Source organism: Paenibacillus spiritus (assembly GCF_008710135.1).
Taxonomy (GTDB): Bacteria; Bacillota; Bacilli; order Paenibacillales; family Paenibacillaceae; genus Paenibacillus_AQ; species Paenibacillus_AQ glufosinatiresistens.
Genome location: NZ_VYKK01000028.1, coordinates 50,066 through 64,922 on the forward strand (window position 1 = coordinate 50,066; position 14,857 = coordinate 64,922).

General features: G+C 59.2%; 10 protein-coding genes. 2 read left to right on the forward strand and 8 right to left on the reverse strand.

Features of this window, described 5'->3' with window-relative positions:
* Positions 1–271 precede the first annotated feature (271 nt).
* Entirely contained in the window at positions 272–4,831 is a 4,560-nt protein-coding gene (locus F4V43_RS16990; protein ID WP_150459449.1) for a DUF5057 domain-containing protein, read from the forward strand.
* Positions 4,832–4,954: 123 nt separating this feature from the next.
* Here the strand turns inward: F4V43_RS16990 and F4V43_RS16995 are convergent, their stop codons facing one another.
* The 3 genes from F4V43_RS16995 to F4V43_RS17005 are packed head-to-tail and all read right to left on the reverse strand — an operon-like array spanning position 4,955 to position 7,855.
* Positions 4,955–6,796 (reverse strand): hypothetical protein, encoded by a 1,842-nt coding sequence (locus F4V43_RS16995; protein ID WP_150459450.1) that lies wholly within the window; start codon positions 6,794–6,796, stop codon positions 4,955–4,957.
* A gap of 11 nt (positions 6,797–6,807) precedes the next feature.
* Positions 6,808–7,329, reverse strand: a complete 522-nt coding sequence (locus tag F4V43_RS17000; protein ID WP_150459451.1) for a type II secretion system protein J — start codon at positions 7,327–7,329, stop codon at positions 6,808–6,810.
* Complete coding sequence (locus F4V43_RS17005) at positions 7,313–7,855, reverse strand: prepilin-type N-terminal cleavage/methylation domain-containing protein (RefSeq protein WP_150459452.1); 543 nt, start codon at positions 7,853–7,855, stop codon at positions 7,313–7,315. Before F4V43_RS17005 ends, F4V43_RS17000 begins: the two co-directional genes overlap by 17 nt.
* Positions 7,856–7,966: 111 nt before the next feature.
* On the opposite strand from F4V43_RS17005, the gene F4V43_RS17010 reads away from it, so the two are divergent.
* Positions 7,967–8,752 (forward strand): alpha/beta hydrolase, encoded by a 786-nt coding sequence (locus tag F4V43_RS17010; RefSeq protein WP_150459453.1) that lies wholly within the window; start codon positions 7,967–7,969, stop codon positions 8,750–8,752.
* A gap of 187 nt (positions 8,753–8,939) precedes the next feature.
* Here F4V43_RS17010 and argH read toward each other — a convergent pair whose 3' ends face one another.
* From argH to argB, 5 genes are all read right to left on the reverse strand, one after another.
* On the reverse strand, positions 8,940–10,355 hold the full coding sequence (argH, locus tag F4V43_RS17015; RefSeq protein ID WP_150459454.1) for an argininosuccinate lyase: 1,416 nt from the start codon (positions 10,353–10,355) through the stop codon (positions 8,940–8,942).
* 143 nt (positions 10,356–10,498) lie between these two features.
* Positions 10,499–11,743, reverse strand: a complete 1,245-nt coding sequence (locus tag F4V43_RS17020; RefSeq protein WP_150459455.1) for an argininosuccinate synthase — start codon at positions 11,741–11,743, stop codon at positions 10,499–10,501.
* 32 nt (positions 11,744–11,775) lie between these two features.
* Positions 11,776–12,735 (reverse strand): ornithine carbamoyltransferase, encoded by a 960-nt coding sequence (gene argF, locus F4V43_RS17025; RefSeq protein ID WP_150459456.1) that lies wholly within the window; start codon positions 12,733–12,735, stop codon positions 11,776–11,778.
* Positions 12,732–13,940, reverse strand: coding sequence for an aspartate aminotransferase family protein (locus tag F4V43_RS17030; protein WP_150459457.1), 1,209 nt, complete (start codon positions 13,938–13,940; stop codon positions 12,732–12,734). The genes argF and F4V43_RS17030 overlap by 4 nt, the downstream gene beginning before the upstream one ends.
* A 75-nt stretch (positions 13,941–14,015) precedes the next feature.
* Positions 14,016–14,849, reverse strand: a complete 834-nt coding sequence (gene argB / locus F4V43_RS17035; protein WP_150459458.1) for an acetylglutamate kinase — start codon at positions 14,847–14,849, stop codon at positions 14,016–14,018.
* Positions 14,850–14,857 lie beyond the last annotated feature (8 nt).

Below are 14,857 nucleotides of genomic sequence, written 5' to 3' on the forward strand. Positions count from 1 at the left end.
GCTTAGTTATCCTTAATATAAGCGACCTGGGAAGCACAGCTTGCCAGGTGGAAGAACAACAAAAATAGGTATGGTTCTGAAGTTTCACATTTTAAGGACTATTAGCGCATAATTCTATTGTCTATCTAAGAATATTATCCTAGAATAATAGACAGTACAATCCATATTTTCACAGAATCGGTCCTATGCTTTTTGCCAGCCACTTATCAGCGGCTGTTTTTGTGCATCGTTATGCAGGCGATTTTCATTATTGAAAGGCGGGGAGATTCTCATGAAATGGTTCAAACGGAGGAAGCTGGCGGCGCTCGGCGGAGCGGCGCTGGCGATTCTGCTGGCGGTTCTGCTGACGCAGGGCCTGTCGATGTCCGTTGACGCGACGAACAGCTACACCATCCGCATCCTGGAGATTACGGATCCGAACAGCGCCAGCCTGACGAAAGACAAGACCGATTCGGCAAGCGAATTGGACGCGCTGAAGAAGCTGCCCAATGTCAAGGTCGATACGGTAACGATGAAGAAATTCGTATCGCTCCGCGAAGCATGGGACGGTAAATACGATGCCGTCTATATCGGCTTCGGCGATTTTACCAAGACAGCGGTGAACAGCAACGGAAGCATGAGCACTGACGGCCGGAACAAGGCCCACAACACCACGGCTGTCGAGAATGATATTACCGCGCTGAAAGCCAAGGAAATTACCGACTATTACATTAACAGAGGTCTGTATGTGTTCTTCCGGGGAGAGACTTTCGATGCCCAGAAAGCGGATGCCTCCAAGCAAGGGATCCTCTACAGAACGTTTGGTTCCTACTATCTGGGAACAGCCAACCGGCCCAATGTTGTATTCCTGAAGGAGGCCGATCTCGGTCCGCTCGCTTCCGGAATCAGCGGCAGCTCATCGCCCTATCTGGCCGGCCTTACCCAGCGGCCGCGGATTGACATTGCGAACAAGTCCGAGATCAAGAGTTATCTGACTTCTCCCGATTTTGTCTATAATGCCGGCGATAAACTGAACTTCTCTATTCATCTGACCAATACGCCCAATTTAAGCAGCCGGCCGGTCCGTGTTCAATTGTATATGAACGTTGATTCTTCGCTCCCGCTGACTAGCGGCAGCGTAGTCGCCAGCGCCGTCATGAAATCCCAGACAGGGACCCTCTCCTACTCGCTTCCGGCTACCTATTCCGGACCCCTGTACTGGAGATTGGAAGCGACCGATACGACAACAGGCTTGAAGGACTATGACAGCGGCGTGATCCGCTTCCGCGGCCTCAAGCCGGTGGTCAGGGTGCTGCAGGTCATGCCGGCCGGTCTGACGGAGAGCAGCCTGCTCAACACGGGCAACATGAAGACTGCGTACCTCTCCAATGAGGACTACGAGTTGCAGATTACCGTCAAGGACATGAGCGCGTTCAACAGCTACATTGCTTCCCGTGTCAGTCCGGCCGATCCGACCTCCGGTCTCAACGGCACCTACGATATGGTGGTCTTCGGCTTCCGCGACATGTATGACCGCGTGAAGACCCCGATGATTTCCGAAGCGGCTGCGAAGGCAGTCAAGGCTTTTGCGGAACAGACCAAGCAGAGCATCATGCTGACGCACGATACGATCTTCAATGATCCGGCGCAGCCGACCAAGGAAAGCAACGGCGGCGTTAACTATTGGAGCTATTACTTCCATGATCTGGTCGGCCAGGATATGCCCCGCACCTATCTGGGAGGCAGCGCCGTTGCAACCTCCAAAACGGTCGTACCGGTGAACGACGGTCTGCTGACGCAGTATCCGTTCAACCTGGCAACCGTTGCGATTCCTTCGAACCAATCCCGCTACGCGGTTGCGCAGACGCACGACCAGTTCTTCCCGCTGAATCTGGAGAAGGCAGATGTCATTCCGTGGTACAACATTGCCGGCAGCAGCCGGGATACCGATGACAGCCGGAACCATTTCTATACGTATTCGGTCGGCAATATCACCTTCTCGGGTACCGGCCATACCAGTTCCGGGTTCCCGGACTGGGAGCAGAAGCTGTTCGTCAATACGATGTACCGCGCGTTTGTCGGCGCCAACCATGCGCCGGAGATTACCGTGAACTCGCCCACCGACGGGAGTACGATGCCCTCCTATCTGGACAAGCTGCTCGTCGATTTCAGCGCCAAGGATTATGACCTGAACGACCGGGATCTGACGGCTTCCATCTCCGTCAACTATCTGGACCCGGCCACCAATAAGTTTGTTACCGCCTCAAGCGTCAAGAATGTGTCGTTTATCTCGGGACAGACGGTGAGCCGTTATTTCGAGAACCCGCTGCCTGTGGAGGACGGCACGCTGCAGATCGTCATTCAGGTCAAAGACAGCCACGGCGCCCTGGCGGCGCAGACGGTTACCGTCAAGGTCAAGGAAGCGACCGCCAGTCTGACCGCAACCCGCTCGCTGCCGGCCGATCTGGTCAACAATGAAGTGGAGCGCGGCAAAGAGACCACGATCACCTATTCGATTATTCCGAAGCCGATCGCATTCTCCGATTCGGGCATTGCCGCGGCCAGCATCGGCGACAAGCAGCTGATCTCCAATGTGGTCTTCAAGGATTCGATCCCGGCCTATCTGAAGATCGTCGGCACGTCCACGGAGCTGAACCAGACCGGCAGTCTCGAAGCCGGATACTCGATCTCGAAGAAGCTCAGCGATATCCGCTACACGCTCACATCCGAGAATGGCGTCAAGGTCTTCACTCCCGATCCGGGACAGGAAGTCCGCTTCACCGTTACCGTATCGCCGCAGAGAGCGGATGAAGGCTTCAATAACTACAAGCTTGGAGCAGCTTCGCTGTCGTTCGACGAGCTGCACGCCGCAACCGCGGCTTCCCCGCTTGGAGCGGCAGCCGATTATAATCTGCTTGCCGTCAGCGGCAGCATTGCAAGCAGCGGCAATCTCCAGTCCGAAGGGCGCATCGCTGCCCGCGGCGACATCGACTTTAGCAGCGGCGGCGGTTCCTTCAATACAGCCGGCGCATCCTCGCAGAACGGGGTCATTGCCGGAGAGAATTTGTATTACAACAACAATATTAGAATCAACGGCAACGCCGTGTATGGAGGCAGCTTCATCTCCAGCACAACGACGCCGAGCATTACCGGGAAGACCGTGAATGCCAGTCCGGTCGATTTCACGGCGCTGAAGGAGAATATGCTGAACCTGTCCGCACAGCTTGCGGGCCTTCCCGTCAACGGAAGAACCGAGTCGGCTTACGGCACGATCCGGCTGACCGGAAGCGACGGCGCCAAGCCGTATGTGTTCCAGGTCAGCGCGCAGGACTTGTCCTCCGCTACCAGTGTAGTTGTAGACGTTCCCGCAGGTTCGACGGTTGTGGTGAACATAGGCGGAGATCTGAGCGATGTGCGCATGGCTCTGGACACCCGGCTGACCGGCGTTGCGGCAGGACAGATTCTGTATAACTTCCCGTCGGCGGCTGCGCTCACTCTGCGCAATGAGCTCCGCGGAACCATTCTGGCCCCGCAGGCAGCGGTCAGCTTCGATAACGGCCAGATTCGCGGCCAGATCATTGCCGGCTCGGTCGCGGCGGTATCCAGCGCCCAGCTCTACAGCGTTCCGTTCACCGGTACAATTGATATGGGCACCCAGGCAACGCCCGGGTCGGTTCAGTTCACTCCGCAGGAGCTGACGCTGACAGCGGTAGTCAAGGTCACTTCCGTCTCGCTGAACGATACCACCATTCTGCTGAACGATTCGCCTCAGGATCTCGGCGAAATCATTCTGCCGCAGGATGCCACCAACAAGAACCTTCGTTGGACATCCGACAAGCCGGACGTCGTCTACGTCGATCCGATGACCGGCGATGTTACAGGCAGGAAGCTTGGCTCGGCTGTCATCACAGCCACCGCCACTGACCGCAGCAATCCGGCGACAGCTTCGGCCACGGTAACGGTTAAAGACCGCGCCCTGTCGATTACCGGCGGCGACGGCGTCTATAAGCCGAACGATTCTGTTGCTCTGACTGCTCTCTATGATTCCGTATTCGAGCGCAATATCCAATACACCTGGAAGGTGCTCGATCCAAGCGGCAAGGAAGTGAACGGTTATATCCGGACCGCTGCCGGGAACACCGCAACATTCAGCGCTCCTTCTTCCGGGAACTATACGGTTCAGGTCGTGGTAACAAGCGAGAAGAACCTGATCGGCTTGTCTGCCAGCAAGACCATTACCGTTGCCAATCCGCCGACCAAGCTGACGATCGAGGGCACTTCTACCGTTCTGATGAACAACTCCTTGGCACTGAATGTCAAGGTAGAGCCGGCCGATGCCGATGCTCCGAGCCTGGAGTGGAGTCTGGTCGGGACGGACGACAGCCGGTATGCGTCCGTACAGTCCAGCGGAGGCCTCCTCGGGACACTCACGGCAGGCCGTACACCGGGACGTACCGTACAGGTGGTCGTCAGAGATACACGCTCCCAGATAAGCAGCGCGCCGTTCCCGGTACGCATTACCGGGCTGACCGGCCTGCAGTTCAGCAGCGACAAAGTGGAACGCTTCGTCGGCGAGACCTGCACCCTGTCTTCTCTGCTCTGGACGCTGCCAAGCACGGTGCCGATTGAATCGGTAATGGATCAGTTAACCTGGACCAGCAACAATCCGGCGGTTGCCTCCTTCGCAAGCCCGGTTACAGCCGACAATCGCAGCATCATCACCGGCAACAAGAAAGGTACCGCGACGGTAACGGTAACGTACTCCGCACCAGGAATGGCCGATATCACCGCTACCCTTGAAGTCGTCATCAAGGCGCGTCCGGTACAGAGCAATACCGGGGACCGCTACTGATCCCTTCGTTCTTCAGCGTTTCCCTACAAGAAGAGGGCCCGCAGCTTAACGGAAGCTGCGGGCCCTCTCTTTGATTTTGGCGGGTGGCCGGGATGCGGCAGCCTTGAATCCCGCTGCCCTTGTCTATTCCCCGGAGGGCACCAGGTGAAGCGGCCCTACCGAAATATTTACTTTGCGGACACGGGGCAGACTGGACTGCTGATGCGTATATATCTCGTGATTATAGATAACCCGGAACCGCTCGCGCAGGCTGGCCGACTGCGGCTCTGTAAAGATCAGAGAGGCACCCTGAGGCGCAGGCACCGGCTCCTGGGCGCTGCCCCGGACGGCATTGACGGTCAGGTTCCCTTTGGCGAAGAATCCGCCCCGCAGCCAGAAGATGGAGCCCACGCCATACAGATCGGCGGTGTCGTCGGTGTAGAAGAAGGCGTTCATCTCGGAGGGTTCTACGTTGGTGAATGAATCGATCCGGTTCACCAGCACGGGTCCTTTGGATATGAGCACCAGCTCCTTTTTGCCGGTCCCGGTTCCAATCCCGTCGATTACCGCGTCCTGGACGGTGGTGCGGCCGAGGACGAAGACGGTGGAATCAAAGGCCACCTTGCCCTCAATGTTCACGTTGCCGGTGACCAGAAGATTGCCGCGCACGGAGATGAACGAAGACTTGGCATTCCGGATGTTCAGGTCTCCGTTGATGATCAGCCACTTGGGCGTGGTCCCCGCGACGGTTCCTTTGGCGGAATCGGTAAAGCCGATGCCGGCGTAATCTACCCCGTCAATCGTAACATTTCCCTTCACCAGCCCCGACTGGCTGATATTCATGAACGTGTTCTTGTAGGCGGCCAGCTCGGCATTGTACCGATCAATGGTCTTCCGGTAATCGTCGTCGCTCTCCGTCTCGCCCTGCTTCGGCTTCTGCGGCGGCGGACCGGCGGTCAGCTCCCGCAGATGGGAATCCGCATTCAGCCAGCCATTCAGGCTTCCGTTCTTGTAGGCGGCGCTGAGTTCGGCGGCAAGCGACTTCTCGCCGGATTTCTCCAGCCCCAGCACCGGAGAGTACGCCTCCACCAGCTTGTCCACCACGGATTCTTCGACATTGATCTGGACGAATTTCTTCTGTTCCCGGATCTTGATCTGATCGGGATCGATGCCCAGAATCCGGTTCGCCGTATCCTTCATATCCTTGCTGTCCGTCAGGCTGACGGGATCGTTAACTCCCTCCTTGTAGCGAATGCGCGACAAGGACTGGACATGGACTTCTCCGCCGCCAGCGGCTGCCTCATCCTGCTTCGTGACTTTCGGGTAGATGGTCGGCTCCGACAAGCCGGATGTCCCGTGATACGTATAATGGGCCATGTCCGAGACGATCAGTTCGTTCCCGGCATACACATTCCCCTTCAGCAGCGGCGCTCCGTTCAGAATAACATCATGCTCCGACCCGAAGGCATACTTCAGAAAGTCGGGATAGCTGTCGATGGTAATGCGCTGCTGCAGGGTCCGCTTGACACCGTTGACCATGGCGGACGCCTTGACATCAATGTAATACTGGCGGGTCTGCTGGTTCGTATCGGTAACAGTCTGCTTGCCTGAATATTGAATATCTTCAATCGTCCCGCTGCTGCCTGCTCCCAGTTCTGTGGAGACATGGAGCCCCTTCTTGTCCAGGGTGCTCAGAATATCCTGAAGCTCGTCGGGATTCAGGTCTTCCAGAGGAGCCAGTTGGGCCTGGATGTAGGCGGTGGCTTCATCCAGCCCTTTTTCCGCCAAATGCAGACTCTGCACATCGTTCTCCCGCGTCTCGGTGCGAATCGCTCCGTTCATAGCCGCGCTCAGCACGCCCATACCGAGAATCGTCAGCAGCAGCACGATGAACATGACCAGCACCAGCGCAGAACCCTCTTCGGAACACAGCCGTCGGTCCCGCCGGGAGCGCGTCTTCCGGACTTCCGCTTGATTCTTCCTCATCCCTTATCCCCCTAAAATCCGAACTGGCTGGTGACGTCCAGCTCGTCTTCGCTGCTGCCCGCATATCTCAGCTTCAACTGAATCGAGATCAGCCCGCTCTCATACCGGGTGTACGTATCGCGCATTCGGTGTTCCGCAGGCAGGACGCTGATCGAAGAGCCCAGCAGACTGGAATGCAGGTTCAGCGCGCCGCCCGTATCTCTCCCTGCCGTCTGGCCGCCGACCTGCATCTGCTCGCCGTTCATCTGAATCAGCACCGGGTCGCTGCCGTTCTTCATCAGCCGGATGCCGAACTCGGTATTCTGAATCTCTTCCGGCCCATAGGTATACAGCTCGGTTATAATCGACGACATCAGTAGATCCGCTTCATCGCGCAGCGTGTTCTCGATCGCAATCTGGTGATAGCTCCGGAAGCCGAACATCGTCACTGTACCGACAATGCCGGCCACAATAGTGAACAGGCTGATGGCCGCGATCAGCTCAATCAGGGTGAATCCGGCCTGGGCGCCGGCGCGCCTAACGAATCTCTTCATCGCTGATATACCCCTCCACGACTACCGGAGCCCTGCCGCTCCCATTCTCCGCCTGACGGACCATCACCCGGACCGGAACCAGATACTGCCGGATCACCGACCGGTCGATCGCATTCGGGCTTGCCGCACCCGGAGAGGGCGACGGACGGGGCTCCGCCAATTCCTGCTGGTACTCGATATCAATGCTGTATTCGATGCCGTTCACGTTGGGATGCAGCACGGACACCAGCGTTCCCGTATTGAAATGCGCCGCATACTCCGGCTTGACGCAAGAGTTCAGCTTACAGTCGTCTCCCTTCAGGGCGTGCTTCCCGGTCACAAAGAAATCCTTTATCTGGTCAAAATCCTGCTTCTCCATATAGAAGAGCGCATTCCGGGCCAAATTCACCATAATCGTCTTGTTCTGGTTCGACTTCGTGTAGCTGAGCGCATTGGTGAAGTACGCCGTCAGCACCAGAGACACGATGGACAGAATAACGATGGAAGCCAGGACCTCGATCAGTGTAAACCCATCCTCCCGCCGCATGGCTCTTCTCCTCTCAAAAGGCACATTCTATCCTATATATCGGCAGAATCCTGTGCTATCATTTGGCTTGGACACGATCGTTTTTTTAGAAGAGAAGGAGGAACAGAAGAAATGGCCCTCATGGAATGCAGATTCTATTCGGAGGTTCTTGGCCTCAGCACGTCGATGACTGTGATTCTGCCGCAGCAGACGTCATCCCAGATCGGCATGCAGAACAACACCCGCGGCGGACTTCACCCGACGCTCTACCTGCTGCACGGATTGTCCGACGATGATTCCGTCTGGCTGCGCCGCACCTCCATTGAACGCTATGTCGCCGAAACGGGGCTTGCGGTCGTGATGCCGCAGGTGCACCGGAGCTTCTATACGGATATGGAGTGGGGCGGCAAGTATTGGACCTATATTAGCGAGGAAGTGCCGGCGCTGGCGCGCTCGTTCTTTCCGCTGTCGGCAGAGCGGGAGGACAATTTTGTCGCAGGCCTGTCGATGGGAGGGTACGGGGCCTTCAAGCTGTCGCTGCGGAAGCCGGAGAGCTTCGCGGCGGCGGCGAGTCTGTCGGGAGCGCTCGATATGGCGCACAATTTCATGAACCCGGCGAACGCATCGGCCAAGTCGAGAGAATACGAGCTGATTTATGGAACCGCTGACATTGCCGGAACGTCCAACGATCTGCTCTGGCTGGCGGAACAGCGGGGACAGTCGGCCGGACCGAATCCGAAGCTCTATCAATGCTGCGGAACCGAGGATTTCCTGTACGAGGACAATCAGCGCTTCAAGCAGGTCTGCGAGCAGGCCGGTCTGGATCTGACCTATGAAGAAGGACCCGGCGACCATGAATGGGGCTACTGGGACGCGAGGATTCAGGACGTGCTGGCATGGCTGCCATTGAAGAAGTAGGGCAATACCGATGTACGCAAATGTACGCAAATGTACGCAAAAAAGCAGGATGCTCCCAGGCATCCTGCTTTTTTGTGCGGGCTGAAGCCGGCCGCGGCTCCGGCCGGCGGTAGGGCCCCGGCCCCTGCGGAACGGCGCAATCAGCGCAGCGCCGTAGAGACGCACCCGCGCCCCTGGCGCTCTGCTGCTACAGCGCCGCCGGCCCGTGCGCGGCCGTCCAGGTCCGCGCCTGCTCCAGCGCGGCTTCGGCCCGCCCGATGGCGGCCTGCACCTGCGGCGTCGCGGTTCCGCCGTAGACGTTGCGGGCGTTCACCACCGCTTCCGGCTGCAGCACGTCGTAGATCCGCTCGTCGAACAGCGGCGAGAACCGCTTGAACTCCTCCAGCTTCAGATCCAACAGGAACTTGCCTTCCTGGATGCAATACAGAACCGTCTTGCCGATCACCTCATGCGCCTGGCGGAACGGCAGACCCTGGCCGACCAGGAAGTCGGCAATGTCGGTCGCATTCGAGAAATCGGTATTTACCGCTTCCCGCATCCGGCCCTTGTTCACCTTCATCGTAGCGATCATCGGAGCGAACAATTGCAGCGCGCCGGTCAGCGTGGCGACGGTGTCGAACATGCCTTCCTTGTCTTCCTGCATGTCTTTGTTATAGGCGAGCGGCAGCGACTTCAGAACGGTCAGCAGACCGATCAGATTGCCGTAGACCCGGCCGGTTTTGCCGCGGACGAGCTCCGGAACGTCCGGGTTCTTTTTCTGCGGCATAATGCTGCTGCCTGTACAGAATGCGTCGTCCAGCTCTACGAAGCCGAATTCCGTGCTGCTCCACAGCACCAGCTCCTCGCTGAGCCGGGACAGATGCGTCATGATCAGCGAAGCGTTCGCCAGGAACTCCACGATGAAATCACGGTCGCTGACCGCATCCAGACTGTTCTCGTACACCCCGTCAAAACCGAGCTGCTCCGCCACCAGATGGCGGTCGATCGGGAAGGTCGTGCCGGCCAGCGCACCGGCGCCCAGCGGCAGCACATTGATTCGCTTGTAGCTGTCCTTCAGCCGCTCCGCATCCCGCCCGAACATGGAGACATAGGCCAGCAGATGATGCGCGAACAGAATCGGCTGCGCCCGCTGCAGATGGGTATAGCCCGGAACGATCGTATCCAGATTGTCCTTGGCCTGCTCAATCAGCGCCTCCTGGAGGTGGAACAGCAGATCGGTCAGCTCCACCACCCGGTTGCGGAGATACAGATGCATATCCGTCGCCACCTGGTCGTTGCGGCTCCGTCCGGTATGTAGCTTGCCGCCGACCGGCCCGACCAACTCAATAAGATTCTTCTCGATGTTCATATGAATGTCTTCGTCGGAGACCGAGAACTCGATCTCGCCGGCCCGCACCTTCTCCAGCACCCGGTTCAGACCGTCCTTGATCGTCTCGACATCCGCCTCCGGCAGAATTCCGCACTTGCCCAGCATCGTCACATGCGCCAGACTTCCCTGCACATCTTCCTCCGCCAGCGCCTGATCGAAGCCGATCGAGGCCGTATACTCCTCCACCAGCTTGTTCGTACCCTTCGTAAAACGTCCGCCCCACAGCTTGCTCACGCCGGTCTCCTCCTTTGTAGTCCCTTGCCCGGCCTCTTGCCTGGCCTTGGTTCTTCATGGAAAAACCCGGGCCGCCGGCAGCACCTCCGCTCCCGCCCCGGGTATCTCCCGTTCCTTCCTTCGGGCCTTGCGGCCGTCCCGCTCTATTCCGGCAGCTCCGTGCTCTCCGCTACCCCGGCCGATACCTTCAGACGCAGCGCGTTCAGCCGGATGAACCCGGTTGCGTCGCCCTGGTCGTACGCCTGGGTCGGGTCCGCCTCCATCGTCGCGATGTTCGGATTGTACAGGCTGACCGGGCTCTTGACGCCGGCGGCAATAATGTTGCCCTTATACAGCTTCAGCCGCACCGTGCCGGTCACGTTCTGCTGGCTCTCGGCCACAAGCGCCTGAATCGCCTTACGCTCCGGCGCGAACCAGAAGCCGTTGTAGACCAGCGTGCTGTAGCGCGTAATCAGGCTGTCGCGGACGTTCATGACTTCACGGTCCATCGTGATGGACTCCATTTTGCGGTGCGCCGTGAACAGGATCGTCCCGCCCGGCGTCTCATAGACGCCCCGGCTCTTCATGCCCACGAAGCGGTTCTCCACCATGTCGACCCGGCCGATGCCGTGCTTGCCGCCCAGCTCGTTCAGCTTCTCCATGACCTGAAGCGGAGTCTGCGGTTCGCCGTTCAGCGCCACGCAGTCGCCCTTCAGGAATTCCAGTTCGATGTATTCCGCTTCGTCCGGCGCATCCTCGGGCGCGTTCGTCAGCAAGAACATCTCCTTGTTCTCCGGCGCGCTCGCGTCGAACCAAGGGTCCTCCAGCACGCCGCTCTCGTAGCTGATGTGCAGCAGATTACGGTCCATCGAATAGGGCTTGGCGGCCGATGCCTGCACCGGAATACCGTTCGCTTCGGCATACGCGATCATCTCCGCCCGGCCCGGGAACTGGCTGCGGAACTCTTCAAGACGCCAAGGCGCAATCACCTTGATGTTCGGCGCGAGCCCCGCAACGCCCAGCTCGAAGCGCACCTGGTCGTTGCCCTTGCCCGTCGCCCCGTGGGCGATGGCAGTTGCGCCTTCCGCAATGGCGATATCGACCATCCGCTTGGCGATCAGCGGGCGGGCAATGCTGGTGCCCAGCAGATACTGGCCTTCGTACAGAGCGCCGGCCTGGAACATCGGATAGATGAAGTCCTGCGCGAATTCTGCGCGCAGATCGTCGATATAGACCTTGGAAGCGCCGGTAGCGAGCGCCTTGGCCTCCAGGCCGTCCAATTCTTCCTTCTGGCCGATGTCGGCCGTGAAGGCGATAATCTCCGCATCATACGTCTCTTTCAGCCATTTCAGAATGACCGAGGTATCCAGCCCGCCGGAATAGGCAAGCACAATTTTCTCTTTAGCCATGGAACAAGCGACTTCCTTTCTCGATTGAAGAATTAACCCATCAGCGCTGCCATCAGCGCCTTCTGGGCATGCAGCCGGTTCTCGGCTTCGTCAAAAATATAAGAGTTCGGCCCGTCGATAACGCCCTCGCTGACTTCCTCGCCGCGGTGCGCCGGCAGACAATGCAGGAACAGATAATCCGGCTTGGCGAGCTTCACCAGCTCCTCGTTCACCTGATAATCCCGGAACGCGGCTTCCCGCGCTTTCTGCTCGGCTTCAAAGCCCATGCTCGCCCAGACGTCCGTATATATCACATCGGCATCCTTCGCCGCTTCCTCGGGGCTGCGCGTAATGACAATCTCGGCGCCCGTCTCTTCGGCGATTTCCTTCGCTTCGGCAACGACCGCGGCATCCGGTTCATAGCCCTCCGGTCCGGCGATGGAGACATGCATCCCCATCTTGGCTCCGCCCAGGAGCAGCGAATGCGCCATGTTGTTGCCGTCGCCGATGAAGGCCAGCTTCAGACCCTTCAGCCGGCCCTTGACCTCGTACACCGTCTGGAGATCCGCCAGCACCTGGCACGGATGCGCCAGGTCGCTCAGCCCGTTGATGACCGGCACCGAGGCGAAGCGGGCGAGATCGACCACTTTGTCGTGGCCGAACGTCCGGATCATAATGCCGTCCAGATAGCGAGACATCACTCCCGCCGTATCGGCGATTGTCTCGCCGCGGCCGAGCTGGATGTCATTGGTGCTCAGGAACAGCGCATGGCCGCCGAGCTGGTACATGCCTACCTCGAACGATACCCGGGTGCGGGTCGAGGATTTCTCGAAGATCAGTCCGATCGTCTTGCCCTTCAGCGGCTGGTACGCTTCCCCGTTCTTCTGCTTGAGCTTCAGATCCACTGCCAGGTCGATTAAATATTGGATTTCCTCCGCCGTAAAATCATTCAATTCCAGAAAGTCGCGTCCCTTCAGCGATTCCGCCAGGGGATGCTCGGTCAAGCTGCTCATAATTGGGCCTCCTCGGCAACTGCCCCGTGTTCCCGGGCGTAAGTATGAATCAGATCGGAGAGGATGCCGACCGCCTGGTCGATCTCCTCCCGGGTAACGTACAGATTCGGCAGCAGGCGAATTACCTGCGGCCCGGCCTGGACGAACAGCAGCCCCTTGGACTGCCCCGCCAGAATGATGTCGCCCACTGGGCTCCCGCATTCGATGCCGATCAGCAGCCCCTTGCCGCGAATATCCTTCACCCAGGAGCAGCCGGCCAGCGCTTCGCGCAGACGCGCCTTCAGGTATTCTCCGGCCTCCGCGGCCCGCTCCGGCACCCGGTCCTCCAGCATCGTCTCGATCGTAGCCGCCATCGCCGCGGTGGCCAGCGGCGTGCCGCCGAACGTGGAGGCATGCGCTCCCGGGCTGAATGCCTCGCGCAGGTATCCCTTGGCCAGCATAACGCCGGCCGGGAAGCCGCTCGCAATGCCTTTGGCCAGTGTAAAAATATCCGGCTCAATGCCGTAATGCTGGTGCGCGAACAGCTTGCCCGTCCGTCCCATACCGGTCTGGACCTCATCGACAATCAGCAGCAGGCCATGCTCCCGGCACAGCTCCACCACCGCATTCAGGAAGTCCGGCTGCACCTCCAGGATACCGCCTTCGGCCAGCACCATCTCCAGCATCACCGCCGCCGTATTCGGGCCGATTGCCGCCCGGAGAGCCGGCAGATCATGCAGGGGCACCGTCACAAAGCCCTGCGGGAGCGGCAGAAAGCCTTCCTTGACCTTCTGCTGTCCCGTCGCCGTCAGCGTCGCCAGCGTCCGGCCATGGAACGACTGCTCGAACGTAATGACCTCATAGCGGTTCTCGCCTCTGACCTTCTGGTGGTACCGGCGCGCCAGTTTGATGGCGGCCTCGTTCGCCTCCGCTCCGCTGTTGCAGAAGAATACCTGATCCGCGCAGCTGTTCCCGGTCAGCAGTTCCGCTACCCGGTCCTGGCCGGGATGATGGAACAGATTGGACACATGCCACAGCGTGTCGATCTGGCTCTTCAGCTTCTCGGCGATCCGCTCGGGCGCATGTCCCAGACTAGTGACCGCCAGACCGCAGGTGAAATCCAGGTACTTCCGCCCCTGATCGTCCCACACCCAGCTTCCTTTACCCTTGACCAGCGTCAGATCGTACTTGGCATAGGACGGAAAAATATGCTCCAGTTTGCCCATTGCTGCATTCACGCTCCCTCTGCGGCGGCGCTCCAACGGCTGCCCGCCTGAATTCTTCCGGCTTGAATCCCGCCGCTATTCCTTCGCAATCCGCGTCCCCACCGCTTCGCCCGACAGCACGCGGCTCAGGATCTGCGGTTCCTTGCCGTCCACAATAATCACCTCGGACACGCTTCCCTGAATGCAGTCGATGGCCGCCCGCACCTTCGGAATCATGCCGCCGTAGATTTCGCCGCTGCCGATCAGCGCTTCAATCTGACCGGTCGTTACCGACGGCAGCACTGCTTTCTTCCCTTTCGGGTCCGCCGCCATAATGCCGGGAACGTCCGTAACCACAATCAGCGTCGGCGCCTCCATATGGGAAGCTACCGCCCCCGCTGCCGTATCGGCGTTGACATTGTACCGCTGACCCGAACCGTCGATGCCGATCGGCGCGACGACGGGAATGTATCCCATCTTCAGTATACCTTCCAGAATGTCCGTCTTCACCTTCACGACATGCCCGACGAGTCCGACCTCGGCGCTGTTCTCCACCGGCGCGGCTTCCAGGAGGCCGCCGTCTTCGCCCGATAACCCCAGCGCCCGGCCGCCCGCACGCTGGATGCGGCGGACGACCGCCTTGTTGATGCTGCCCGCAAGCGTCATCTCCACCACGTCCAGCACCTCTTCGGTCGTCACCCGCAGGCCGTTGACGAAGGCGCTCTCGATGCCGAGCTTGCCCAGGTTCTCCGAAATCGCCGGACCGCCGCCGTGCACGATGACCGGCTGGATTCCCTGCTCCAGAAGACTCTTTAAATCCGCAAAAAACGAATCCGGCAGCGCCGCAAGCGTGCTGCCTCCGCATTTCATAATGAACCGTCCGGGGGCTGTGCCCCGAGCCGCCCCGAATCCTTCCGTCTGCTGTGGCATCCTGCCCG